This is a genomic window from Rhodococcus sp. KRD162 (assembly GCF_017168335.1).
Taxonomy (GTDB): domain Bacteria; phylum Actinomycetota; class Actinomycetes; order Mycobacteriales; family Mycobacteriaceae; genus Rhodococcoides.
Map to the genome: position 1 here is coordinate 152,087 of NZ_JABFAU010000002.1, position 22,964 is coordinate 175,050.

Annotated in this window: 19 protein-coding genes; 10 read left to right on the top strand and 9 right to left on the bottom strand. The window is 65.8% G+C overall.

Annotation, left to right across the window (positions count from 1 at the left end):
* Nucleotides 1-7 precede the first annotated feature (7 nt).
* From kdpA to J1M87_RS01880, 5 genes are read left to right on the top strand one after another with little or no spacing between them, the layout of a single operon-like run.
* A complete protein-coding gene (gene kdpA / locus J1M87_RS01860) occupies nt 8-1,672 on the top strand; it encodes a potassium-transporting ATPase subunit KdpA (RefSeq protein ID WP_206487109.1) in 1,665 nt (554 codons plus the stop codon).
* Nucleotides 1,669-3,666 carry a potassium-transporting ATPase subunit KdpB gene (kdpB, locus tag J1M87_RS01865; protein ID WP_206487113.1) on the top strand — a complete coding sequence of 666 codons (1,998 nt, stop codon included), beginning with the start codon at nt 1,669-1,671 and terminating at the stop codon, nt 3,664-3,666. Before kdpA ends, kdpB begins: the two co-directional genes overlap by 4 nt.
* Before the next feature lie 2 nt (nt 3,667-3,668).
* Nucleotides 3,669-4,292, top strand: a complete 624-nt coding sequence (locus J1M87_RS01870) for a potassium-transporting ATPase subunit C (protein ID WP_206487116.1) — start codon at nt 3,669-3,671, stop codon at nt 4,290-4,292.
* A complete protein-coding gene (locus J1M87_RS01875; protein WP_206487118.1) occupies nt 4,276-6,729 on the top strand; it encodes a sensor histidine kinase KdpD in 2,454 nt (817 codons plus the stop codon). Before J1M87_RS01870 ends, J1M87_RS01875 begins: the two co-directional genes overlap by 17 nt.
* A complete protein-coding gene (locus tag J1M87_RS01880) occupies nt 6,726-7,403 on the top strand; it encodes a response regulator (RefSeq protein WP_206487120.1) in 678 nt (225 codons plus the stop codon). The genes J1M87_RS01875 and J1M87_RS01880 overlap by 4 nt, the downstream gene beginning before the upstream one ends.
* Here J1M87_RS01880 and J1M87_RS01885 read toward each other — a convergent pair.
* Nucleotides 7,385-7,843 carry a carboxymuconolactone decarboxylase family protein gene (locus J1M87_RS01885; protein WP_206487122.1) on the bottom strand — a complete coding sequence of 153 codons (459 nt, stop codon included), beginning with the start codon at nt 7,841-7,843 and terminating at the stop codon, nt 7,385-7,387. The genes J1M87_RS01880 and J1M87_RS01885 overlap by 19 nt on opposite strands.
* 47 nt (nt 7,844-7,890) lie before the next feature.
* Here J1M87_RS01885 and J1M87_RS01890 point away from each other — a divergent pair, with 47 nt between their 5' ends.
* Nucleotides 7,891-9,270, top strand: coding sequence for a PLP-dependent aminotransferase family protein (locus J1M87_RS01890; protein WP_206487125.1), 1,380 nt, complete (start codon nt 7,891-7,893; stop codon nt 9,268-9,270).
* Nucleotides 9,271-9,273: 3 nt separating this feature from the next.
* Here J1M87_RS01890 and ggt read toward each other — a convergent pair whose 3' ends face one another.
* The gene (ggt, locus tag J1M87_RS01895; protein ID WP_374222343.1) at nt 9,274-11,196 is read right to left on the bottom strand and encodes a gamma-glutamyltransferase; all 1,923 of its coding nucleotides are present in this window, start codon (nt 11,194-11,196) and stop codon (nt 9,274-9,276) included.
* 36 nt (nt 11,197-11,232) lie between these two features.
* A complete protein-coding gene (locus tag J1M87_RS01900; protein ID WP_206487131.1) occupies nt 11,233-13,455 on the bottom strand; it encodes a bifunctional diguanylate cyclase/phosphodiesterase in 2,223 nt (740 codons plus the stop codon).
* A 198-nt stretch (nt 13,456-13,653) separates the two neighbouring features.
* On the opposite strand from J1M87_RS01900, the gene J1M87_RS01905 reads away from it, so the two are divergent.
* Nucleotides 13,654-14,373 carry a Clp protease N-terminal domain-containing protein gene (locus tag J1M87_RS01905; protein ID WP_206487133.1) on the top strand — a complete coding sequence of 240 codons (720 nt, stop codon included), beginning with the start codon at nt 13,654-13,656 and terminating at the stop codon, nt 14,371-14,373.
* Between the two features lie 19 nt (nt 14,374-14,392).
* Here the strand turns inward: J1M87_RS01905 and J1M87_RS01910 are convergent, their stop codons facing one another.
* Nucleotides 14,393-15,367: an NAD(P)/FAD-dependent oxidoreductase gene (locus tag J1M87_RS01910; protein WP_206487135.1), complete on the bottom strand. Its 975-nt coding sequence runs from the start codon at nt 15,365-15,367 to the stop codon at nt 14,393-14,395.
* Between the two features lie 238 nt (nt 15,368-15,605).
* Here J1M87_RS01910 and J1M87_RS01915 point away from each other — a divergent pair, with 238 nt between their 5' ends.
* The gene (locus tag J1M87_RS01915) at nt 15,606-15,848 is read left to right on the top strand and encodes a hypothetical protein (protein ID WP_206487138.1); all 243 of its coding nucleotides are present in this window, start codon (nt 15,606-15,608) and stop codon (nt 15,846-15,848) included.
* On the opposite strand, the gene J1M87_RS01920 is transcribed toward J1M87_RS01915, so the two are convergent.
* Nucleotides 15,845-16,003: a hypothetical protein gene (locus J1M87_RS01920; RefSeq protein WP_206487140.1), complete on the bottom strand. Its 159-nt coding sequence runs from the start codon at nt 16,001-16,003 to the stop codon at nt 15,845-15,847. The two genes, J1M87_RS01915 and J1M87_RS01920, sit on opposite strands and share 4 nt — an antisense overlap.
* A gap of 253 nt (nt 16,004-16,256) precedes the next feature.
* Between J1M87_RS01920 and J1M87_RS01925 the strand changes: the two genes are divergently transcribed.
* On the top strand, nt 16,257-17,141 hold the full coding sequence (locus J1M87_RS01925; protein ID WP_206487142.1) for an SGNH/GDSL hydrolase family protein: 885 nt from the start codon (nt 16,257-16,259) through the stop codon (nt 17,139-17,141).
* An 81-nt stretch (nt 17,142-17,222) separates the two neighbouring features.
* Nucleotides 17,223-17,855, top strand: coding sequence for a LysE family translocator (locus J1M87_RS01930; RefSeq protein ID WP_206487146.1), 633 nt, complete (start codon nt 17,223-17,225; stop codon nt 17,853-17,855).
* Here the strand turns inward: J1M87_RS01930 and atzF are convergent.
* Genes atzF through J1M87_RS01950 form a run of 4 tightly spaced genes read right to left on the bottom strand, consistent with a single transcriptional unit; the run spans nt 17,789 to nt 22,959 of the window.
* Nucleotides 17,789-19,534, bottom strand: coding sequence for an allophanate hydrolase (atzF, locus tag J1M87_RS01935; RefSeq protein ID WP_206487152.1), 1,746 nt, complete (start codon nt 19,532-19,534; stop codon nt 17,789-17,791). The genes J1M87_RS01930 and atzF overlap by 67 nt on opposite strands.
* Complete coding sequence (locus J1M87_RS01940; protein ID WP_206487157.1) at nt 19,524-21,536, bottom strand: 5-oxoprolinase/urea amidolyase family protein; 2,013 nt, start codon at nt 21,534-21,536, stop codon at nt 19,524-19,526. The genes atzF and J1M87_RS01940 overlap by 11 nt, the downstream gene beginning before the upstream one ends.
* Entirely contained in the window at nt 21,533-22,171 is a 639-nt protein-coding gene (locus J1M87_RS01945) for an urea amidolyase associated protein UAAP2 (protein ID WP_206487159.1), read from the bottom strand. The genes J1M87_RS01940 and J1M87_RS01945 overlap by 4 nt, the downstream gene beginning before the upstream one ends.
* Nucleotides 22,168-22,959 carry an urea amidolyase associated protein UAAP1 gene (locus J1M87_RS01950; protein ID WP_206487164.1) on the bottom strand — a complete coding sequence of 264 codons (792 nt, stop codon included), beginning with the start codon at nt 22,957-22,959 and terminating at the stop codon, nt 22,168-22,170. The genes J1M87_RS01945 and J1M87_RS01950 overlap by 4 nt, the downstream gene beginning before the upstream one ends.
* Nucleotides 22,960-22,964: the final 5 nt, after the last annotated feature.

Below are 22,964 nucleotides of genomic sequence, written 5' to 3' on the forward strand. Positions count from 1 at the left end.
CGCCGCTATGAATCCTGCTCTGCTGGCCGGTCTTCAGATCGCCACCGTGATCGTGGTGCTGGCGGCGGTGTACGTGCCGCTCGGTGACTACATGGCTCGGGTGTACACCCGCACCCGGGACTCGAGTGTGGAACGAATTCTGTATCGGATCGCGAGGGTCGATCCCGAATCCGAGCAGACCTGGGTCGGCTACACGATGAGCCTGCTCGGGTTCTCGTTCGCAGGAGTGGTGCTGCTGTTCGTGCTGCAGCGCATTCAAGGTGTCCTGCCGCTGAACGATGGCCTGTCGGGTGTCAGTCCCGCAATGGCATTCAACACTGCGGCCTCGTTCGTGACGAACACCAATTGGCAGTCGTACGTACCGGAGACGACGATGTCCAATCTGACGCAGCCGCTGGGACTGGCCGTGCAGAACTTCCTCTCTGCCGCAGTGGGTATCGCAGTGGCGATAGCGGTCATCCGCGGCTTCGTTCGCGTGTCCACCGGCGGCGAACTGGGCAACTTCTGGGTCGACCTGATCCGTGGAACGCTGCGCATCCTGCTTCCACTGTCCTTGCTCGTTGCGATCATCCTGCTGACGCAGGGCGTGGTGATGTCGTTGTCCTCCGGTTTCGTCTCGACCGGTCTCGACGGCCAGACCGTCACCAATGCTCTTGCGCCCGTTGCCTCCCAGGAGGCGATCAAGGAGATCGGCACCAATGGTGGGGGCATCCTCGCGGCCAACTCGGCGCACCCGTTCGAGAATCCGACACCGTTGTCCAATGTCGTCGAGATCATCTCACTGCTCCTCATCCCGGTGGCGCTCACGCGCACGTTCGGAACGATGATCGGCAACCGCAAGCAGGGGCTGACGCTGCTCGCGGTCATGGCAACGCTGTGGGCAACGATGTTGGCGGTGACGTTGTTCGCCGAGTCCAGGACTCGCGGAGTCGCGGCTACGGCTGCGGGTGCGATGATGGAGGGCAAGGAGGTTCGCTTCGGCATCCCAGGGTCGGTGCTGTTCGCCGTGTCCACGACCGGAACATCAACCGGTGCAGTCAATTCCGCGCACGACAGTATGTCGGCCCTCGGCGGCGGAACGGTGTTGCTGAACATGTTGTTCGGCGAGATCGCACCCGGCGGCGTCGGTACCGGCCTGTACGGACTGCTGGTACTGGCCGTGGTCGCGGTGTTCGTCGGAGGGCTGCTCGTGGGCCGAACACCTGAGTTTCTCGGCAAGAAGCTGGGCCGACGGGCCATCACGATGGCAGCGCTGTCGGTACTGGTGATGCCCATCCTCGTGCTCGTCGGCACCTCGGTGACCGTGCTGCTGAAGTCGACGACCGGCTATCAGGGCAATCCGGGAATCCACGGTTTCACCGAGGTGCTGTATGCCTACGCATCGGCGTCGAACAACAACGGCAGCGCATTCGGTGGATTGACGGTGACCAGTGACTGGTTCCAGATCTCCCTCGGCGTGGCGATGCTCCTCGGCCGCTTCCTGCCGATCGTCTTCGTGCTGGCGCTGGCCGGGTCGCTGGCGTCGACCAAGCGCAGCGCACCGAACGCAGGCACCCTCCCCACCGACGGACCCTTGTTCGCCGCATTGCTGATCGGTACCTCGATCCTGGTTGCGGCCCTGACCTTCTTCCCCGCACTCGCTCTCGGACCCATAGCAGAGGCCATGCAATGAACCTGTCACTGTCCACGGCCGTCCCCGGCGCGTTCCGCAAACTCGATCCACGGCACCTCGCCCGCAACCCGGTGATGTTCGTCGTCTTTCTCGGTTCCGTCGTCACGACTGTTCTGTCGATCGCTCAGCCGTCGGTGTTCGCATGGTTCGTCACCGGATGGCTCTGGTTCACGGTGTTGTTCGCCAATCTCGCCGAGTCCGTTGCCGAGGGCCGAGGCAAGGCTCAGGCCGCCAGCCTGCGAAAGGTGAAGCAGGACACTGTTGCCCGACGCCGGACGAGCGGCGGAATCGAGGCCGTGGCCGGTGCCGAATTGCAGGTCGGCGACGAGGTGGTCGTCTCGGCGGGCGAGGTCATACCCGGTGACGGCGACGTCATCGAGGGAATTGCGACGGTCGACGAGTCGGCGATCACCGGTGAGTCGGCCCCTGTGGTGCGCGAATCGGGCGGTGACCGTTCCGCGGTCACCGGCGGCACGATCGTGCTCTCCGACGAGGTGGTCGTCAAAATTACTGCGGCCCAAGGTGAGACGTTCGTCGACCGAATGATCGCCCTGGTGGAGGGTGCCGCGCGGCAGAAGACACCCAACGAGATCGCTCTCAATATCCTGCTGGCGTCCCTGACGATCGTATTCCTCTTCGCGGTGGTGGCTATCGGTCCGATGTCGAACTACGCAGGTCGGCAACAGGATCCGATCCAGTTGATCGCGCTGCTCGTCTGCCTGATACCCACCACGATCGGCGCGCTGCTCTCCGCGATCGGTATTGCGGGCATGGACCGGCTTGTACAACGAAACGTACTGGCGATGTCCGGACGTGCCGTCGAGGCCGCGGGCGATATCGACACGCTGCTGATGGACAAGACCGGAACCATCACGTTCGGTAACCGTCGTGCCACCGGACTGCACCCGGCGACCGGCGTCGACGCCGTGGAGTTGGCTCGTGCTGCCAGGGCGTCCTCGCTCGCCGACGGCACTCCCGAGGGCCGCAGTATCGTCGAGCTGGTCGAGCGCGAGTTCGCAGATGCCGCGGCGGAGCCGGATGCTCGCGGCGAGTTCGTGGCCTTCACCGCGCAGACCCGGATGAGCGGCCTCGATCTACCGGGCGTCGAGATCCGCAAGGGTGCAGCGGATTCGGTGTACGAATGGATCCGGGCAGGTGGCGGCACCGCAGATCTGGGCGGCACCGTCGATGACATCGCACAGAACGGCGGTACTCCGCTGGTGGTGGCCGTACGCGAAACAGATTCCGCTGCCAGGGCTCTCGGCGTCGTGGAGCTGTCCGATGTGGTGAAGCCGGGGATCGCGGAGCGATTTGCTCAGCTGCGCGCCATGGGAATTCGGACGGTGATGGTGACCGGTGACAATCCCCTCACTGCCAAGGCCATCGCCGCCGAAGCCGGGGTGGACGACTATCTGGCCGAGGCGACGCCGGAAGACAAGCTGACGCTCATCCGGCAGGAGCAGGAGGGCGGCAGGCTGGTGGCGATGACCGGTGACGGCACCAACGATGCTCCGGCGCTGGCGCAGGCCGATGTCGGTGTCGCCATGAACACCGGAACCTCGGCGGCCAAGGAAGCCGGAAACATGGTCGATCTCGACTCGGATCCCACCAAACTGATCGAGATCGTCGAGATCGGCAAGCAGTTGCTCATCACCCGCGGAGCACTGACGACCTTCTCGCTGGCAAACGATCTGGCGAAGTACTTCGCGATTCTGCCGGCGATGTTCTCCACCGTCTATCCCCAGCTCGGTGTGCTCAACATCATGCACCTGGCGACTCCGCAATCTGCGATCCTGTCCGCGGTGATCTTCAATGCACTCGTGATAGTTGCCTTGATTCCGTTGGCGCTCAAAGGTGTTCGATACACCCCGGCATCGGCGGCAGCATTGCTGCGGCGAAACCTGCTGGTTTACGGCGTCGGCGGCGTCATCAGTCCGTTCGTCGGAATCTGGCTCATCGATCTACTCGTTCGGCACATTCCAGGGATAGGCTGACCATGCGCTACGTACAAGGGTTTCTTCGACAGGTCGTGGCCGGCTTCGCAGTGCTGCTGGCGCTGACGGTCGTTCTCGGGATCGGCTACCCGGCCGTGGTCTGGGGGATCAGCCGGATCGATGCCCACTCCGCAGAGGGCAGCCCGCTGCGCGACGCACAGGGATGCGTCGTGGGAAGCGCGCTGATCGGCGTCGACCCGCAGGTCGATCCGGGAGATCCGGATCCGTTCTTCCACAACCGCGCCGGTGCGGACCCCGCCGCCGCGGTACCCAGCAATCTCGGGCCGTCGAGCGAGGTGTTGGCCGCCACCGTCGAGCAGCGCCGTGCCGTCATCGCCGCCCGCGAGAACGTCGACCCCTCGGCGGTACCGCCCGATGCAGTCACCGGGTCCGGCTCGGGGGTCGATCCCGATATCAGCCCGGCCTACGCAGCCATCCAGGTGGCGCGGGTAGCGCGGGTCAACGGCGTGCCGGTAAGCGACGTTCAGGCGCTGGTCGCCCGGTACACCTACGGGCCGCAGTACGGTGTACTCGGTGCCGAAGCGGTGAACGTCCCGGAGTTGAACCTGGCACTGCGGGACACATACCGGCCGGGTGAGGAGACGGGCTGTGGCGGACAGGGGTGAGCTGCGGATCTATCTCGGCGCGGCACCCGGCGTCGGCAAGACCTTTGCGATGCTCGGCGAGGCGCACAGACTGCGCGGCCGAGGCTGCGATGTCGTGGCCGCGGTGGTCGAGACGCACGGTCGCGCGCGGACGATCGAAGCACTCGACGGTATCGAAATGTTGCCGATGGCGACGGTCGACTACCGAGGATCCTCGGCCCAGGAAATCGACCTCGATGCCGTCCTGGCGCGAAGGCCGGAGGTGGTGCTCGTCGACGAACTGGCGCACACCAACACTCCCGGCAGTGTGCACGGTAAGCGGTGGCAGGATGTCGAGGTGCTGCTCGACGCCGGCATCGATGTCATCTCCACCCTCAACGTTCAGCATCTCGAGTCCCTCAACGACGTGGTGCAGCAGATCACCGGTGTACCTCAACGAGAGACCGTGCCCGACAGTGTGGTTCGAGCTGCCGACGAGGTCGAATTGGTCGACATCACTCCGGAGGCGCTGCGCAGCAGACTTCGGCACGGCTATGTCTATTCCGCCGAGAAGGTCGACGCGGCGCTGAGCAACTACTTTCGCGGCGGCAACCTGACGGCTCTGCGTGAGCTGGCGCTGCTGTGGATCGCCGATCAGGTCGATGCGGCACTGGTGAAGTACCGCAAGGACAATCGCATCACCGAGACCTGGGAAGCGCGCGAGCGTGTGGTGGTGGCGGTGACCGGCGGCCCGGAGTCGGAGACTCTGCTGCGCCGCGCCAGTCGGATCGCCTCGAAGTCCAGTGCGGAGCTGATGGTGTTGCACATCGTCCGCGGTGACGGTCTGATGGGTGTCTCGGCACCGCAGATGGGTGCGGTACGAAAGCTCGCGGCCGGCCTCGGCGCCAGCGTGCACAGCGTCGTCGGCGACGATGTGCCGTCGACTCTGCTCGACTTCGCGCGCGGGGTGAATGCGACGCAGCTGGTGATCGGAACCTCGCGGCGCTCGCGTGCCGCCCGAATCCTGGACGAGGGAATCGGCGCGGCGGTGGTGCAGAACTCGGGAAAGATCGACGTGCACATGGTCACCCACGCCGAGCAGGCCCGTCGATGGGGAGTGCAGGTCGGCTCGGGACGGCGTCGGATCCTCGCCTGGGTCGCCGCCGTGCTGGTGCCGTGCCTGGCCGCCGCCGTATTGAGCACGGTGGGGCCGAAGTTCGACTCCAGCGGCGAAAGCGCACTGTTCTTCATGGTGGTGCTCTGCGTCGCACTGCTGGGAGGTGTTGCGCCGGCGGCACTCTCGGCGCTGATCGCGGGATTTCTGCTCAACTACTTCTTCACGACACCGCGCTACAGCCTGACCATCGCCGAGCCCGAGAACTTCGTCGTCACCGTCGTGCTGCTCCTGGTGGCCGTAGCGGTCGCCGCGCTCGTCGACGCCGCTGCCCGGCGGACGCGTCAGGCACGCCGAGCAACCCAGGAAGCGGAGCTGCTGACGTTGTTCGCCGGATCGGTGCTCCGCGGAGCGGATCTGACCGCGTTGCTCGAACGCGCTCGCGAGACCTACCGGCAGAGTTCGGTGGCGCTGTGGGACAACGAGGCGGCGGCCACGGTCGGTAGCGCGGGGGTCCACGTACCGACCGACCGCTCCGAGGCGGATACCGAGATCGACGCCGGTGACTTCACGCTGCTGCTCGTCGGTGAACGCACCCGCGCACACGATCGTCGGGTACTGGCGGCGGTAGCCAATCAGGCCGCAGGCATGGTTCGTCAGACCCGGCTCGCCGAGGAAGCCAGTCGAGCGAATGCACTCGCCGAGGCCGACGCGTTGCGTCGAGCATTGCTCTCGGCCGTCAGCCACGATCTGCGGACTCCGTTGTCTGCGGTCAAGGCGGCGTCCTCGTCGCTGCGCAGCACCGACGTCCAGTTCTCACCCGAGGACACCGAGGAGTTACTGGCCACCATCGACGAATCGGCCGATCAGCTGACTGCCCTGGTGAGCAATCTGCTCGACTCCTCGCGGCTGCAGGCCGGCGTGGTCCAACCGAGCCTGCGTCCGGTGTTCGTCGACGATGTGCTCGGCGGCGCGTTGGTCGGGACCGATGACCGGGTGCGCGTCGAGGTCGGTGATGTCGAGGTACTCGCCGACCCAGGGCTGCTCGAGCGTGTGCTGGCGAACCTGGTGAACAACAGTGCCCGATACGCCCCCACCGGGGATATCACCGTCAGTGCCGCGCTACACGGCGAGCGGGCGACGATCTCTGTCTCCGACCACGGTCCTGGCATCGGCGAGGGAGCAGAGGAGACCGTCTTCGATGCGTTCCAACGTCTCGGCGATCGTGACAACTCGGTGGGCGTCGGATTGGGTCTGTCGGTGGTGCGGGGGTTCGTGCGGGCGATGGGCGGCACCGTCACGGCGTCGAATACCGTCGGCGGAGGGTTGACGATGACGGTCGAGTTGAAGGCGGCGGGCAGGTGAAGGTGCGGGTGCTCGTCGTCGACGACGAGCCACAGATCGTGCGGGCGCTGCGGATCAATCTCAACGTGCGCGGTTTCGAGGTGGTCAGCGCGTCGAGTGGCGGTGAGGCGCTGCGGGTGGCCGCGAATTTCCATCCGGACATCGTCGTTCTCGACCTCGGTCTCCCCGATATCGACGGTATCGACGTCATTGCGGGACTGCGAGGCTGGACCGAGGTACCGATTCTGGTGCTCTCGGCACGAACCGACTCGGCCGATACGGTCGAGGCGCTCGACGCCGGTGCCGACGACTTCGTCACCAAGCCCTTCGGCATGGACGAACTGCTGGCTCGACTACGCGCAGCCCTACGACGAGGCCCGCAGGCGGTGGCCGACCCCATCGTCGAGACCGCGGACTTCACCGTCGATCTTGCTTCCAAAACCGTTGTGCGAGCCGGTGAGAGCGTGCATCTGACGCGTACCGAATGGGGAGTTCTGGAACTGCTCGTGCGCAACGAGGGCAAGCTCGTGTCGCAGAAGGAGATCCTGCGCACCGTCTGGGGGCCCGGCCACGAGCGCGAAACACACTATCTACGAATATATCTCGGCCAATTGCGGCAGAAGCTCGAGCCGGACCCGGCCACCCCGGTGCACCTGATCACCGAAACCGGGATGGGTTACCGATTCGTGAGCTGACCCGCCGATTCGGGAACTAGACCGGTGGCGACGCCGATGCGGTTCCAGGCATTGATGGTGAAGATGAGCCCGATCAGCTGCCCGGTGCGGTACTCGTCGAAGTGGTCTGCGACGCGGTCGTAGATCTCGTCCGGGATGCCGCCGGGCGGCAGTGTCGTGACGGCCTCGGTGAGGGCGAGTACGGCCCGCTCGGCCTCGGTGAAGTAGTTCGGAGCGTCGTGCCACACCGAGAGCAGGGTCAGTCGTTCCTCGCTTTCGCCTGCGGCGCGGGCGTCCGCTGTGTGGCGCTGCAAGCAATAGGCGCATCCGTTCAGCTGGGATGCCCGGATTCGAATCAGTTCCGCAAGAGCGGGATCGATACCGTCGCGAACGGCAGTGTCCAGTGCTATCAGCGCCTTGTAGGTGGCTGGAGCTGCTTTCTGCATGAGGATTCGTGTCATGCCGTCCACTGTATGAGTCCAGGCGAACCGGTCTAGGGTTCACTTTCATGGCACTTCACAGGGTCACTTCGGTAGATCTGCATCTCGATCTGGATCCATCGGGTTCCCGCCGAGCTGCGCTGTCGACGGCGCTGCGGGACGCCGTGCGCAGCGGGAGACTGGAGCCGGGTGTGGCGCTCCCGTCCTACCGCGCGCTCTCGGCCGACCTGGGACTGGCCAGAAACACCGTCGCCGAGACCTACGCGGAGCTGGTCGCCGAAGGCTGGCTGACCGCGCGGCGTGGATCGGCCACGCGCGTCGCACATCGGGCACAGCCCGCCCCGGTCGCCGGCGCGTCGAGGGAGGCGGACCCTCGACCGGCGTTCGATCTGCGGCCCGGCCGACCCGATCCGACCTCGTTCCCACGGTCGGTCTGGTTGGCCTCGGCTCGGCGCGCGATCAACGCTGCCCCATCGGATGCCTTCGGCCCCGGGGATCCGCGCGGCCGGATCGAACTGAGGACGGCATTGTCGGACTATCTCGCGCGGGCCCGCGGCGTGCGAGCAGATCCGCAGCGAATCGTGGTGTGTTCGGGCTTTTCCCAGGCGCTGACGATGCTGTCCGATACTGCACCGGAAGGGCCGGTTGCGCTCGAATCCTTCGGGCTACCGTTCCATCGCAGCATCGTCGAGCGATCTCGGACGACGGTGGCACTCGGCGTCGACGACGAGGGTTGCGTCGCAGACGAACTCGATTCCACTGCGGCATCGGCGGCGATCCTGACGCCGAGCCATCAGTTTCCCACCGGGGTGGTGTTGAATCCGGCGCGTCGGACTGCGGCAGTCCAGTGGGCCCGTGACACCGGTGGCACGGTGATCGAGGACGACTACGACGGAGAGTTTCGCTACGACCGAAAGCCGATCGGGGCGATGCAGGGGTTGGACCCGGAACGGGTGATGTATGTGGGGTCGGTGTCCAAAAGCCTCTCTCCTGCAGTGCGTATCGGGTGGATGGTGGTCCCGGAGCGTCTGCTCGACGCGGTGATCGCGGTAAAGGGGATCCGTGAGGCGACGGTGTCGACCGCCGACCAGTTGACGCTGGCAGAGATGATCGTGTCGGGTCGGTACGACCGGCACGTCCGCACGATGCGAATGCGCTATCGGGCGCGGCGAGACCTTCTGCAGCGCAGCCTTACCCAGTACCGACCAGAGGTGGTCATCACCGGAATCGATGCCGGGCTGCAGGCCGTGCTCGCGCTGCCACCCGGTCGTGAAGCCGAGGTGTCGGCCAGGGCGGCACGGATCGGACTGGCCATGGAAGGGCTCTCGACCTTTCGGCACCCGGCCGCCGAGGATGCGGTCTACGACGGTCTCGTCGTCGGGTTCTCGGCACCAACCGAGCACGCGTACCCCGAGACGATCCGTGCGCTCGTCTCGGTGCTGAGCTGAGCGCTAACCGCCCAATACTTCACCCTCGCGGCGGGGGTCCGCTCCCCCGATCCAACCCCCGTCAGTGCGCTGCAGCGCACTCAGGCCACTGGACTGGTCTTTGACCGAAACCTGATGCCCCATCTCGCGGAGCCGCACCACGACAGGATCGTTCTCGCCCGACACGTTCGGATGCTCGCCCCCGTAATTGGTCGACGGTGTGTTGGCTGCACCGAAATCGACCATCGAGACGGCCTGCTGTGGATCCATGCCCCAATCGAGAAGTCCTACAAGTGTTTTGATCACGAACTGAATGATCACCGAACCGCCGGGCGAGCCCGTGACGAGCACCAGATCTCCACGCGCACCGTCGTCGTCGCGGTCGAAGACCAGGGTCGGTGCCATCGAGCTGCGCGGACGCTTGCCCGGTTCGACGCGATTGGCCACCGGCGTCCCGTCCTCGTCCACCGGAGAAGCCGAGAAGTCGGTGAGCTGATTGTTGAGCAGGAAGCCGTCGACCATGTGGAACGAGCCGAAGGCCGACTCGACGGTGGTGGTCATCGAGGCCGCATTGCCCTCGCTGTCGACGATGGAGATGTGGCTGGTGCCGTGCTCGGGATCGGTGGACGATGCGAACTGCACCGGACCGAAGTCGCCGGGCTCGGCGGTGCCCATCGACGTGGACTCGTCGATCAGTCCGGCTCGCTCACTGAGATATTCGGGGTCGAGCAGGGCGTCGGGGGAACCGCCGGGCAGTGGCACGAAATCCGGATCGGCCACGTACTTGTCGCGATCGGCGTAGGCGAGGCGCTCGGCCTCCGAGATCAGGTGCACCCCCTCGGCCGTCGGGGTTCCGCCGTTGGCGTCCATACCCGTGGGCGCGTATTGCGCGAGGTCGAAGTTCGACAGAATGCCCATCGCCGATGCCACCGCGATACCGCCCGAGGACGGCCCCGGCATACCGCAGATGTCGTGATCGCGGTACTGCGTGCACACTGCCGTTCGGATCTTCGGTCGGTACGCGGCGAGGTCGTCGAGGGTGATCTGTCCGGCGGTGCGCCCGGCGGTGGTGTCGGCTGTTGCGTCGACGATCGCCTGCGCTATGTCACCGGTGTAGAACGCGTCGGCACCGTCGGTTGCGATGGTCGACAACGTCTTCGACATCGCCGGGTTGGTCAACACCGTTCCGGCAGGCTTGCCGGAACCGTCCGGCTGGAGGAAGTAATCCTTGGACGCCGGGTCGAGGGCGAGCTTCGGGGCCGAGTCGGAGATGGACGAGGCCATGCGGGGGCTGATCTCGATTCCGTTGTCGGCGAGATCGATTGCGGGTCGGAAGAGCTCGCCCCACTGCTCGGTGCCGTGATCGGCGTGGGCCTGCTCGAGCATGCGCAGCACACCGGGGACGCCGATCGATCTACCGCTCGAACGCGCATCGGGTTGCGGCACAGTCCGGTTGACGTCATCGATGTATCGAAGGTAGTCGCCGGTGGCGCTCATGGGGGCTTTCTCACGCCCGTCGTAGGCCTGCACTTCGCCGGTGGCGGCGTCGTAGTACATCAGGAAGGCCCCGCCGCCGATGCCCGAGGATTGTGGTTCGACGAGGCCGAGCACCGTCTGCGCAACGATGAGCGCATCGGCAGCTGTGCCGCCCTCGCGCAGCACCTCGCAGGCTGCCTCGGTGGAGACCGGATTGGCCGTCGAGACCGAGTACGAGGGCGTCTCCACCGGGGTCATGTCCGATCGATATCCGGTCGCCACTTCCGGATTGGTGGAGATATCCCCTGAGCCGGTGCCGGCCGTCGTACCTACCGGGGTGCCGCCACTGGCACCGAGCACGCAGCTGTTCGCGGCGGCGGAGTCGGTGCCGGTGCTGTCAGTGCTGCTGCACGCAGTCAGCGGTACCAGCAGCAGGGCGCAGGCAAGAGCGGTGGAGCGGACTGGGCGCAGCGCGAGTGCAGACACCGACCGACGCTAACACCGCGATCACCGTCGGCGCGCCGATTCGAGGAGCCAGTGTGCGATGGGGGCGGGTCGGCCGAACAGAAAGCCCTGCGCGAAGCGGCATTCGAGTGCCTCGACGACGGCGGCTTGTTCTTCGGTCTCGACGCCCTCGGCGACCGTGGTGACCGGAAGCGCTGACGCCATGGCGACGATTGCGGCGATGAACTGGGTGTCGGACTCGGAACGGCCGATCTCGTGCACGAAGGACTTGTCGATCTTCAGTAGCGCGATCGGCATCGCACGCAGCCTGCTCAACGAGGAGTAGCCGATGCCGAAGTCGTCGAGAACGATGAGCACGCCCATTGCAGCGAGTCGGTCGAGAACGGTCTTCGCGGTGCCGATGTCGTCGATCAGGTCGCTCTCGGTGATCTCGAGAGCCAGATCCGAGCCGGCGATGCCGTACCTCGCGAGCAGTCCTTCCACGACCACGGGCAGTGACTCGTCGCGCAACTGCATCGGGGACACGTTCACCGACATCGTGACGTTCTGCCCGTTCGCGCGCAGCGTCACCAGGTCCGCGATTGCAGTGCGCAACACCCATTCGCCGATCTCCTTGATGAGATTGGTCGATTCTGCGATCGGGATGAACTCGTTGGGGGCGCGCACCCGGCCCTGCCAGTTCCAGCGAACGAGTGCCTCGTAGACGACGGTGGTGCGCGATGCGGTGTCGACGATCGGTTGGTAGTAGACCTCGAGCTCACCGCGTCGAATCGCGCCGCGCAGGGCGGTGGCGGTCTCGATGGCAGACGTTGCACGCGCGCGCAAGGATTCGTCGAAGAACGCGTAGCGCGCCGCTCCGAGAGACTTGGCGTGATACATCGCGGTGTCCGACTCGCGAATGGCATCGTGCAACCGGTCCGCATCGGCGATGCCGACCGAGGCAGTGACGTATGCCGTTGCGGCACTGAGCGGGAACGGCTCGTTCATTCGATCGATGATGCGGCAGGCCAACGCCTCGGCGCCTGCCCGATCGCGCCGGGTCAACACGATGAATTCGTCGCCCGCGTATCGAATGACGGAGTCGGCGGCGCCGACGGCCGCCCGGATGCGGCGCGCGGCAGCGGTGATCAGCTCGTCTCCGACGCGGTGGCCGTACGAGTCGTTGACCATCTTGAAATTGTCGAGATCGACGAACAGGACGCAGGTGCGCCCCGGAGCCTGCGAGTGCTCGTGCCGCGCGAATTCCTCGTCGAGCATCGTTCGATTCGGTAGCCCGGTCAACAGATCGTGTGCAGCTCGGTACTTGGCCTGATCTTTGCCGGTCTGCACCCTGGCGAGAGCACTTTCGCCGCGCAGGAATGCGCCCACCAGGATCGACGCGAGTAACAGCGAACGCACGACCAGGTCGCCGGTGGAGCCCGCGGAGCCCAGCAGCGGCACGGTTCCGCACACCACCAGCAGCAGCACCACGAACACGACCCGGCGGTTGCTGTGGGCCGGTGCCGGCGGCTGCCGGTGCGAAACGGTACGCATCGATGGATCGAGTGCTGCCATTGCCAGGGAGAGGTAGGCGAAGAGGTAGATGCCGTCGAGCAGGCCCGAGGACGGCGCGTCGTCGGTCGTGGCAGCGAAGGCATACGAGACGTCGCCGACGAGCGTTGCGATGAGCGCGGCGAGGGCCCATTGCAGCGCAGGCGTGCGCGGTTTGGACGAGAAGACCAGATAGGTGGTGAGGGTGATCAGAGCGGCGTCGATGGCGGGATACACGCCGTTCATCACCGTCGATGCCGACGAGCGTGGCGATTCGAGGGCCGGGGAGATGAACAGCAACCAGGACAGAAACAGCGAGCCGAGGAAGATCAGCCCCGCGTCGACCAGTGGAGTGATGTCGTCGATCGACTTGCGATCTCGGATCCACCGAGACAGGGCGTAGGTGACGAGTCCGTAGCCGGTGAGGGTGAAAACGTCCGGCAGTAGCGGAAAGGAATGGGCCAGTGCGCTGGGATCGCTGCGTAGCGAAACTCCGAAAATGAACACGACGGAGGCTCCGAACAGTGCCCACCAGCAGCGTGAGTCATCGGGCCGGTATCTGCGAATCGCGAAGCTGATGACCAGAACGGAGCCGACGGCGACGGTGGCCATGACGCCCGTCCTTACTGCGGCGTCACCGAGAAGGAAGACAGTGGACACGATCACGACCACGGCGGCCAGCAGTGTGGTCCGTGTCGTGTGCATGGCAAAGGGCGCAGCGACCTTCGTGTTCATCGAAGGACCCACTTCCTTCTCGCTCGCGGCGTCCGCGCGGATTCTCGGCGGTGCCTCCACCGGTGAATATACGTCTTGCAGCACTGCGCACGGTGACCAAGTTCGATGTGGAGATGCAGATTTCACAACGGATGTTGCGCCGCACGAATGCGTCAACCTGGGGTTGACGACCAGGGATCGTCAACCTACGGTTGACGAATGACCGAACCGAAGAAAATGACGAACCCCGTCCGACTCGACGACCTCATCGAGGCGATCGAGAAAGTGCATACCGATGCACTCGATCAACTGTCCGATGCGGTGATCGCCGCCGACTCCCTCGGTGAGATCGCCGATCATCTGATCGGCCATTTCGTCGACCGCGCACGACGGTCAGGAGCGTCGTGGACCGACATCGGTGCATCGATGGGTGTGAGCAAGCAGGCAGTGCAGAAACGATTCGTCGCCAAGGGCGGCGACGGCCCCGCAGATCTCGATGCCAGTCAGGGCTTCTCGCGCTTCACCCCGCGGGCGCGCAATGTGGTGGTGGGAGCGCAGAACGAGGCGCGCGCGACCGGACAGGATCAGATCACCAGCGCGCATCTGATCCTGGGATTGCTCGGTGAGCCAGAGGGGATCGGGGCGAAGCTCCTGGTTGCCCACGGGCTGACTGCCGAACAGATCCGTGCGGCGGCGACGGCATCGCTACCGGAACCGGCTGCCGAGCTACCCGCCCTCATCCCGTTCGACGCCGGTGCCAAGAAGGCCTTGGAGCTGACCTTCCGGGAGGCCCTGCGATTGGGGCACAACTACATCGGAACCGAACATATCCTGCTGGCGTTGCTGGAGAACGAGGACGCAACTCTGCTCTCGCTCGGAGTCCGCAAGGAAATGGTCGAGGAAGGCCTGGCGGCGGCGCTGAACAACCTGGGCAACTGAGCACCTGAACGCTGGAAGGTCAACGCACCGTGGCTCTCGCCGACTCCACGGCTGCGCGCACCTCCTCCTCGATCAGATCGCCGTTGATCGCGGCACCTGCTTTGACTCCCGCTGCAGATGCTGCGACCACGGTGTCCATCGGTGTCGCGACATTACCTGCGACCCAGACGCCGGGCACCGAGGTGGCACCGACGGGGTCGGCCTCGATGTACGTGCCGAGAACATGGTCGTTCATCACCATCTCGGTGGTGTCGAGCCCGAGTGAGACCAGGATGTCCGCGCGTGAGCTGAAGGCGGGTCCCACGACCAGCGCCTCCAGTCGAACCTGGCGCCCACTGCCCAGCTTGACGCCGACGATGGCGTCGTTCTCGACGTCCACGCGCGCGATCGCCTCGTCGACGACCTCGATACCGCGTGCGGTGAATCTCTGCGTTTGTTCCGCGGTGAACTCCGGTGCGGTGTGGGAGAACACCGTGACGCGGTCCGTGAGCTGACGCCACATCTGCGCCTGGTGCGCGGTCATGGCGCTGCCGATGATCCCGATCGCGCGGTCTCGCACTTCCCATCCGTGACAGTACGGGCAGTGCAACACATCGCGGCCCCAACGCTCGGAGAGGCCGGGGATGCTCGGCAGGACGTCCGTCAGGCCGGTGGTGACCAGCAGGCGGCGGCCTTCGACGGTGGAACCGTCCGCGAGTGTCACCTCGAAACCTGTTTCGGTCCTGGATGCCGACCGGGCAGTGCCCTCGAGAATGTGCGCGCCGTAGTGCTGCGCCTCGGCACGGCCGAGCCGAATCAGTTCCAGCGGCGACTCGCCATCGCGGGTGAGGTAGTTGTGCGAATGTGCAGCGGGCGCATTGCGCGGGTCGCCGGCGTCGATGACGACTACGGATCGCCGGGAGCGGCCGAGGGCCACCGCAGCGCTGAGTCCGGCGACGCCGCCGCCGACGATGATCACCTCGACCGGTGCCTGCTGAGAAGTGAGTGAAGTCATGCGGAGAGTGTGCGACGACTGCCGAGAAAACGACAAGAAAGTTTGCGATATCGGCAAATGTTAGGAACTGAAAATACCGTTGGAAGATTCTCGGACGCGATAGCGGGGCGAGATCCGATTTAGTTTCCCGACGGCCGACTTCGGGGTCGGCAATGGCCTCGATAAGCGCGGATCTACCGCTTGAACAGGGTGTTCATTCGAGGTCTACTGGTCGGTAGAAATCAAGCCAGGGGGGCTCATGGGGCACTTCGAGATCGGAGCGACCGTCATTGCGGTTCGCGATCTTGGGCGCGTGCGATGGCGAAGCGGCATCCCGAGGGGAACCGTGGGCGTCGTCGTCGGAGTCGATTGGCTCGGTGACGCGCGAGTGAACTTCGCCGTCGGCGCATCGAAGCCGGACCGCGGGGAGTCGGTCGAACACATCGTCACGGCGGACGATGTCCGCATACTGCGTGCCGCTCCCCGCCGTCGGATCGGCTAGCCGTTGTCGGTTCGCTCGTCGTCGGTAGCGGGGCCGGCTTTGGTTGCTCCGCCTTCGCTGGACCAATCGTTGCCCTCGGGAGCCGCAGCCGGATCCGACTGAACGTCTTCCTTGGCGTCGGGGGACGATGTGCTGTCGTTGTTCGGGGTAGTCATGATTGCGGGTTACCCGTGCGGAGCCGATCGAACCGTCGGCACCGCACGGGTGAGCTGCGTGCGGTCTCTACAGCCCGAAGGGCAGCGTGCCCGGTGCCAGCTCGAAGCCGCTGCTGCCGGCAGAGATCGAACCGAAGCCGCTGAGGATTGCGTTGATGAAATTGGTGATCATGAATTGTGCCTGCCTTCGTGGTGTAGATGCATTTCTCTGGACAACCCGGTCGAGATTACCGGTACCGGTAGCGTCGAAGCTGTGAGAAGACATCGAATCGGCGTCGGTCTCGCTGTCATCGCCGGTGTGCTCACGGCCTGCAGCACGGATTCTCCAGCGCAGGAAGCCCTCGCGACCGCTCCTCCCGCACCGCTGAACTACGTTGCGCTCGGAGACTCCGCTGCGTCGGGACCACGTATCCCCGATCAGGTGGGCGAACCGGGATGCCAGCGGTCGGACTCCAACTACCCGCATGTTCTCGCACAGGAACTGGCGGCCGTCTCGTTCGTCGACGTCACCTGTTCGGGGGCCGTCACCGAGAACATCGTCTCCGCTCCGCAAGGCACGTCCAGTGGCGAGGTCCCCGTGCAGCTCGACGCGCTGAGTGCCGACACCGACCTGGTGACGGTCACGATCGGCGGAAACGACATCGGGCTGGTGTCGACGGCCGTACAGTGCCTGACCTTCACGAGCACCTCGGCGACCAACGTCTGCAAGGACCGGCTCACTGCCGGCGGGGTCGACTCGGTCGCCGCCGCCATCGCCGAGCACGCACCGACCTGGGGAGCGATGCTCGACGCGGTGGCAGAGCGCGCGCCCGACGCGAGGATCCTCGTCGTCGGCTACGGCACCTACCTGCCCGACGGTGGCTGCTTTCCCACGCAGCCGATGTTGCCCGAGGATGCCGACTACATCCAGAGCAGCATCACCGCGATGAACGAGGCTCTGAAGATGCAGGCGAACGAGCACGGTGCCGAGTTCGTCGACACCGAACCATTGAGCATCGGCCATGATGTCTGCGCAGCTCCTGACCAGCGCTACTTCGAAGGAGTCATCCCGCAGAATCCTGCCGCGCCACTGCACCCGACGGCGGCGGGGATGGCAGCGATCGCAGACGGTGTCGCCCTGGTCGTGCGAGGGAACTGAGCCGAACAACCGACCAGTAGAGGCCATCAGCCGGGAACTGGCTCTTCTCACGCGGTCGGGTCGTCGTGAAGTCTCGACCGCATGGTCTCGTATTCCGCTGTGATCGGCGTGTTCGCTGTAGCTCTCGCGTTGGTGCTGACCCCGGGACCCAACATGATCTACCTCGTCTCGCGCAGCATCTCGCAAGGCAGGCGGGCGGGAATGGTGTCTTTGGCCGGCGTCGCACTCGGGTTCCTGATCTATCTCACGGCCACCAATCTGGGCTTGGCCGCGGTGTTCACCGCCGTTCCTGCGCTGTACACAGCGGTCAAGCTGGCCGGGGCCGCCTACCTCGCCTGGCTGGCGGTGCAGGCGCTGCGGGGGACGGTCTCGGCATTCGAACCGGCCGAACTGCAACAGGATTCGACCGGTCGACTGTTCACCATGGGCTTGGTGACGAATCTGCTCAATCCGAAAATAGCGATCATGTACATCTCGGTCATCCCGCAGTTCGTCGACCCTGCAGCCGGACACCTTGTGCTGCAGGGCTTCACACTCGGCGGGGTGCAGATCGTCGTCGCGGTGGCGATCAATCTGGCGATCGTGGTGCTGGCCGGATCGATCGCCCGCTTTCTCGCCCTGCGACCGACGTGGCTGAAGGTGCAGCGCTACGTCATGGGTACGGTGCTCGGGTTCCTTGCTGTGCGGGTCGCCGCCGATGGCGGTAGGCCCTGATACGCACGCCAGCCGCCGTACTCGGTGATGTCGGTACCCCGTTCCGCTGCGTCGTGCGCGCAGCAGAATCCGGTGACCCATCTACCGTCGGACAACTCGACCGGACCCAGGCCCATCGGAGCGGGCAACTCTGCCAGGAAGGTGCCGAGCGCTGCGGCAGACATTCGATACAGCTCTCCGGCGATGGGCGCGCCGCCGCCCGACCGCCGTACCAGGCCCGGCTTGGGCGGGGTGGTGTGCAGATCGACCAGCCGATAGTCCGCAGACGTGGTCACCTCTCCACTGAACCGGGCACCGCGATCGATCAACTGACGGTGCACCGGGAAGCCGCGCAGGTGCGCCCCCACGGCGAGCACCTCGATGCCGTCGTCGATCAGTGCGGGTGACGATGTGCCGATCAGTCGCGCGGCGAGATCGATCGCGACCTGATCCTCGAAGGCGGGCACGACGAACATCACTCCGAACGGAGCGCCGTCGGCCGTCGCGGCACCGGGAACAGCCACCGCCGCCATGTCGAGCAGATTGCAGAAGTTGGTGAAGGTACCCAGACGGCGATTGATTCCGATCGGATCGGACTGCACCGCCGCGATGGTGGGATGCTCGGTGGTGGTGGGCAGAAGCAGACCGTCGGTATCGCACAGGAGTTCCCGCGCAGCGGTTTTCGCTCGTGCAAGAGCGTCGAGATCGTCCACGTAGCGGTGCGCGGAGGGTTCGGCCGCAGCTCCGACGATCGCGGCGACCGTGGGATCTGCTCCGGCCGGTGCCGAGTCGAGAAACGGCCCCACCGCCGAATAGCGCTGCGCCACAATAGCTCCGTCGTACAGCAGTGTTGCCGCGTCGAGCAGGGCGGCGATGTCGACCTCGACGTGGGTGAAGCCCTTGTCGGCCAGACCCGCGACAGTATCGGCGAATGCCCGACGGTACGCCGGGCTCAACGATGCGAGATCCTCGGCTCGGGGAACGGCGAGGCGTGGCTGCGGTGCGGCAGCCAGTCGGACTTCGCTCGGCCAGGATCGGCTCCTGGGGTCGGTGACAGCAGGTCCGCTCATGACTTTCATTGCTGCAGTGGCACTGTCGAGGTCCTGGGCCAGTACGGTGACGCAATCGTAGTCGGCGCAGGCGGGCACGACCCCGCTGGTCGGTACGATCCCCAGCGTGCTCTTGATGCCTACCAGGCCGTGGAACGCGGCCGGAACTCGACCCGAACCGGCTGTGTCGGTGCCGATTCCGATGTCGACTATTCCCAGGGCCACGGCGGCTGCGGAGCCCGAACTCGAACCGCCCGCGATCAAGGTGGGGTCCCAGACGCAACGCACCGCTCCGTAGGGGCTGCGGGTGCCGACCAGTCCGGTGGCGAACTGATCCAGGTTGGTCTTGCCGAGCACCAGCGCGCCGCGGCTGGTCAGCCGTTCGACCGCAGCGGCGGATGCCGCTGGTGTGTAGGCGAACTCGGGGCAGGCGGCGGTGGTGGGCAACCCCGCCACGTCGATGTTGTCCTTGACCGCGACGAGCACACCGGCGAGCGGTAGCTCCGCACCGGCCGCGAGCGCCTCGTCGATCGTGACGGCCTCGGCCAGCACCTCGTCCTCGTCGCGGAGCGTGATCCACACCTCGGGTCGGTCCACTTCGGCAATACGCTTGTACGCCTGTAGAACTCGCTCTCGTACCTCAGGTCGCATCGGTTCTGCCCTTCTTCGTGTCGAATTCTCCTGCTGCCGACCATGCGTCGCGCTCGGCTCCGAAGGCCACGGCCTGGGTCGCGCGGAATCGGGCGATCGAGTCGGCGTTGGTCTCGAGGAAGCTCTCGTGTTCGGCGAGGGAGAACTCACCGTCGGTGATCTGCACTCCGCCGCGGCGTCCGGCGGCCAGATCGGCGCGCAGGTCCATCAGCTCCTCGGGTTCGACCGAGTACCAGGAGATGCGGTCGAAGAACCGGAGCAACCACGGGGTGCCCTCCTCGAACGGTCCACCGCTGTAGGTGGCGCTGTGGTTCCACACCTGCGTCGTGCGGCCGACGAACTGGTAGCCGCCGGGGCCTTCCATACCGTAGATGCACAGGTAGGCCCCGCCGATGCCGACGGCATTCTCCGGTGTCCACGTGCGAGCGGGGTTGTACTTGGTCGTCACCAGTCGGTGTCGTGGATCGAGCGGGGTCGCCACCGGTGCGCCCAGATACACATCCCCCAGCCCGAGCACCATGTAGTCGGCGGCGAAGACGGTGTCGAACACCTCGGCCACGGAATCGAGGCCGTTCATGCGCCGGATGAACTCGATGTTCCACGGGCACCAGGGGGCGTCGGCGCGCACCCCGTGCATGTATCGCGCGATGGCCTCCCTCGTCGACGGGTCGTCCCAGGACAGCGGCAGCCGAACCCGGCGACTGGGGACGATCAGCTCGGAGGCGGCGGGCAGATCGTCCTCGACCTCGGCGAGCAGCCCCATCAACGAGTCGATCGACAGGACATCGGGATTCACCTTCACCTGCAACGAACGGATGCCGGGGGTCAGGTCCACCAGCCCGCGCGGTGCGATCGCCTCGATGCGCTGATGCAGGGCGTGCACCCGCGCGCGCAGGGACAGATCGAGTTTCATATCGCCGTACTCGACGAGAACGTTGTCGTCTCCCGAGCGCCGATAGGTGACGCAGGTGTCGGCGTCGCGGCGGGCGATGACCCCGTCGTCACCGTCGCCGCCTGCGGAGAAGACGGCAGGTAGTGACGCGCGTCGGGCCAGACCCAGCGAGCCGAGCGGTGCGGTCGCCGCGGCCCGGACCGGAACGAATCGGATGGTGTCCCCGGGCCGGAGTTGGCCGAGCTTCCAGCGTTCGGCGGCAACCACGGTGACGGGGCAGACGAATCCGCCGAGACTCGGGCCGTCGGGGCCGAGCAGGATCGGGGTGTCGCCGGTGAAATCGAGTGCGCCGACGCTGTAGGCGTTGTCGTGGATGTTGGACGGGTGCAGCCCGGCTTCACCGCCGTCGGTCCTGGCCCATTGCGGCTTCGGTCCGATCAACCGGACACCGGTGCGGTCGGAGTTGAAATGCACCTCGTACCGCGTGGCGTAGAGGGTGTCGATATCGGCGCGGGTGAAGAACTCCGGAGCCCCGTGCGGCCCCTCGGTGACGGCGATGTCCCAGCTCGACGTCAGTACCGGTAGGTGTTCCATCGGGATCGGCCCGAGAATGCCGGGGTCGTCCGAGCGCCCTGCCAGCCCGATCACGTCGCCCTCACCGAGGGTGCCGCCGCGATGTCCGCCGAACTTGCCGAGCGTGAACGTCGCTGCGCTACCCAGATAGTCCTCGACCTCGAGGCTGCCCTGGATCAGAACGTAGACCCGGAGGCCATGCCCGGTGGTGGTGCCGACGTCCAGGGTCGACCCGGCGGGAACCAGCACCGGCCGCCACTGCGGGGCAGGTATTGCGTCGATCGTCACCGGCACCGCGGCACCGGTGACACAGACGTAGGTATCGGCATCGAAGGTCAATGCCGGACCGGCCATGGTGGATTCGAGTCCCGGTGCGCCCTCCGCATTGCCCAGCGCGGTGTTGCCGAGACGGAACGACAGATCGTCCATCGGTCCGGACGGCGGTACGCCCACCTTCCAGTACCCGATGCGTCCCGGCCAGTCCTGCACCGTGGTGAGCATCCCGGGCCGCTGCACGGTCATCTTGGTCGCGTTCATGCCGGAGCCGACTCTCGCGTCACGATCATGCGCACTGCGGTGGGGTCGAATCCGTTGCAGGGGTTGTTGATCTGCGGGCAGTTCGACACCAGTACCAGGGTGTCGATCTCGGCACGCAGCGAGAGCGTCTTGCCGGGAGCCGACAGACCGTCGACGATGCCGAGAGTGCCGTCGGAGTCGACGGGGACGTTCATGAAGAAGTTGATGTTGGGGGCCAGGTCTCGTTTGCCGAGTCCCCACTTGGAGCCCTCGATGAGGAAGTTCTCGACGCAGGCGTGCTGATGCCGGGTGTGGTGGCCGTAGCGCAGGGTGTTCGATTCCTTCGAGCACGCCCCGCCGACGGTGTCGTGGTTACCCACCTCGTCCCGGACGATTGTCATCAGTGGTGTTGAATCATCGCTGCGCAGAACGGTTCCGGTGGTCAGGAACAGGTTCTGCTGCGCGGCGATCGTCGAGGCGGCCGAGTAGCGAATCGAGTGGTCGTGTGCGCTGTACAGCAGGGTGTCGACTGCTTGATTGCCGTACAGGTCGACGATGGTCAGAACATCTCCCGCTTCGACGACGGCGGACCAGGGGCCGAATGCAGGGGCGATCTCGTCCCGCACGATCGTGCTCTCGAGGGTGCTGGTGGTCATTGTGCTGCTGCCTTCCATGCGTTCTCGGTGTTCGTCACTGCGCGTTGGTATTCCGGCTCGGTGTTGGTCAGCTGGAGCAGTTCCTCCGTTGCTCGCCAGGCGAGCACGTCGAGGGATGTCGTGGGGTACTCGGGGCGCGGATCGAGCGGGTGAGCGGTGTTGGCGAGCAACACGATCACCGGCAGGTGGATGAGTAGATCCACCGATCGCCCCGGCCCGGCCGAGCCGGTACTGGTGAGCGCGCCATCTGCTCCGACCGTGATGCCGTGGAAGAACGACAGGGACGGCGCGACGTCCCGCGGTTGGAGTCCGTGCTTTGCCGCGGCGAGCGTGAACAGCTCGCGCCCGGCCGGCGCGGCCGAATGTGGTCCGCTGACTCCGTATTTCGCGGTGTTGGTCGAGGTGGACGTCGTGCCGCACAGTGCGTCGTGACGACCGGAGGTGTCGTCGACGATGGTGGCCAGAACGCGGCCTTGATCCGAGAGGAGCGGTTGGCCTGCACCGAGGTACGCCTGCCACGGAACCTTCACGGTATCTGCGGTGTTGAGTCGTTCCCACGGTGCTTCGGCGCGGTAGAGCAGCAGATGCGCGCAGGCGCTGCCGTCGACGTCGAGCAGCCGTAGCCGGGTTCCGCGGGCGAGGACCGCGGAGGTGTAGCTGCCGCCGGGTACCGACTCTGCCCAGGTGAGCTCCGATATCCCCTCCGGTGCGGTGGGTGCGGGCGCGACGGTCGCCTGAGATCGGGCGTGCGCTTTGGCCGATTGCGTGGTTGCAGTTGCTGAGCTCATGTGGG

What these genes read in the sequence shown, in the direction of transcription:
- J1M87_RS01920 (WP_206487140.1), bottom strand. Translation starts at nt 16,003, where the DNA reads ATGACTACCCCGAACAACGACAGCACATCGTCCCCCGACGCCAAGGAA.
- J1M87_RS01910 (WP_206487135.1), bottom strand. Translation starts at nt 15,367, where the DNA reads ATGACTTCACTCACTTCTCAGCAGGCACCGGTCGAGGTGATCATCGTC.
- J1M87_RS01885 (WP_206487122.1), bottom strand. Translation starts at nt 7,843, where the DNA reads ATGACACGAATCCTCATGCAGAAAGCAGCTCCAGCCACCTACAAGGCG.
- J1M87_RS01950 (WP_206487164.1), bottom strand. Translation starts at nt 22,959, where the DNA reads ATGAGCTCAGCAACTGCAACCACGCAATCGGCCAAAGCGCACGCCCGA.
- kdpA (WP_206487109.1), top strand. Translation starts at nt 8, where the DNA reads ATGAATCCTGCTCTGCTGGCCGGTCTTCAGATCGCCACCGTGATCGTG.
- J1M87_RS01900 (WP_206487131.1), bottom strand. Translation starts at nt 13,455, where the DNA reads ATGAACACGAAGGTCGCTGCGCCCTTTGCCATGCACACGACACGGACC.
- J1M87_RS01890 (WP_206487125.1), top strand. Translation starts at nt 7,891, where the DNA reads ATGGCACTTCACAGGGTCACTTCGGTAGATCTGCATCTCGATCTGGAT.
- J1M87_RS01870 (WP_206487116.1), top strand. Translation starts at nt 3,669, where the DNA reads ATGCGCTACGTACAAGGGTTTCTTCGACAGGTCGTGGCCGGCTTCGCA.
- J1M87_RS01940 (WP_206487157.1), bottom strand. Translation starts at nt 21,536, where the DNA reads ATGAACGCGACCAAGATGACCGTGCAGCGGCCCGGGATGCTCACCACG.
- atzF (WP_206487152.1), bottom strand. Translation starts at nt 19,534, where the DNA reads ATGCGACCTGAGGTACGAGAGCGAGTTCTACAGGCGTACAAGCGTATT.
- J1M87_RS01945 (WP_206487159.1), bottom strand. Translation starts at nt 22,171, where the DNA reads ATGACCACCAGCACCCTCGAGAGCACGATCGTGCGGGACGAGATCGCC.
- J1M87_RS01915 (WP_206487138.1), top strand. Translation starts at nt 15,606, where the DNA reads ATGGGGCACTTCGAGATCGGAGCGACCGTCATTGCGGTTCGCGATCTT.
- J1M87_RS01905 (WP_206487133.1), top strand. Translation starts at nt 13,654, where the DNA reads ATGACCGAACCGAAGAAAATGACGAACCCCGTCCGACTCGACGACCTC.
- J1M87_RS01930 (WP_206487146.1), top strand. Translation starts at nt 17,223, where the DNA reads ATGGTCTCGTATTCCGCTGTGATCGGCGTGTTCGCTGTAGCTCTCGCG.
- kdpB (WP_206487113.1), top strand. Translation starts at nt 1,669, where the DNA reads ATGAACCTGTCACTGTCCACGGCCGTCCCCGGCGCGTTCCGCAAACTC.